The sequence below is a fragment of the Micromonospora sp. MH33 genome (genome assembly GCF_003013775.1).
In the GTDB taxonomy this organism is placed as follows: Bacteria; Actinomycetota; Actinomycetes; order Mycobacteriales; family Micromonosporaceae; genus Micromonospora; species Micromonospora fulviviridis.
This window is the reverse complement of the sequence record NZ_MUYZ01000659.1, coordinates 1-1,020: the sequence shown is the minus strand read 5'-3', so window position 1 is coordinate 1,020 and position 1,020 is coordinate 1. Positions and strand designations below refer to the sequence as shown.

The window sequence follows — 1,020 nt, the reverse complement described above, 5'->3', positions numbered from 1 at the left end:
GAGGCCACCCGGCGGGCCACCGCGGTCACCTTCGCCGACCTGCTGCCGGCCCGGCGCTGGGCCGAGTCGTCCGGCGCCGGCCTGCGTACCGTGCTCGGCCGTGCCGTGCGAGGGGTCCGGCTCGGCGCGTCCGACGCCGCCGCCGGGGCCGCCGGCCGGGAACCGGTCACCGTGGCCTTCGACGACGCCACCCCGCACTGGCTGGTCGGCGGGCGCACCGGCGCGGGCAAGACCGTGTTCCTGCTCGACGTGCTCTACGGGCTGGCCGCCCGCTACTCCCCGGCCGAACTCCAGCTCCTCCTGCTCGACTTCAAGGAGGGGGTCAGTTTCACCGAGTTCGTGCCCACCGAGCGGGACCCGTCCTGGCTGCCGCACGCCCGCGCCGTCGGCATCGAGTCCGACCGCGAGTACGGCGTGGCCGTGCTGCGCGAGCTGCGCGCCGAGCTGACCCGCCGGGCCGACCTGCTCAAGCGGCACGGCGTCAGCAAGCTCGCCGACCTGCCGCCGAACGCCCGGCCGCCCCGGATCGTCACGGTGGTCGACGAGTTCCACGTCCTGTTCGCCGGCAACGACCCGCTCGCCCGGCAGGCCGTCGACCTGATCGAGGAGCTGGCCCGCAAGGGCCGCTCGTACGGCCTGCACCTGGTGCTGGCCAGCCAGAGCACCACCGGCATCGAGGCCCTCTACGGCCGGGCCGAGGCGATCTTCGGGCAGTTCCCGCTCCGGGTCGCGCTGCCCGGCGGCGGTGGGGTGCTCGATCCGCTCAACGACGCCGCGAAGGCGCTGACCGTGGGCACGGCCGTGGTCAACACCGCCGGCGGCACGGCCGGGGCGGACACTCAGGTCCGCTTCCCCGACGCGCACGCCGCCGCGGCCGACCTCGCCGCCCTGCGCCACGAGCTGTTCGCCGCCCGCCCCGCCGGCGCCCGCCCACCCGCCGTCTTCCGGGGCTACGAGACCCCGCGGCTCGCCGACGACCCCACCTGGGCCGGCCTGGCCCCGGGCGCCGAGCCGCCGCTC

Annotated in this window: 1 protein-coding gene; it reads left to right on the top strand. The window is 77.0% G+C overall.

Going from position 1 to position 1,020, the window contains the following annotated elements; genetic code table 11:
- Positions 1–1,020: FtsK/SpoIIIE domain-containing protein (locus B0E53_RS36740; RefSeq protein WP_168215504.1), on the top strand; the 1,020-nt coding region annotated here is incomplete at both ends.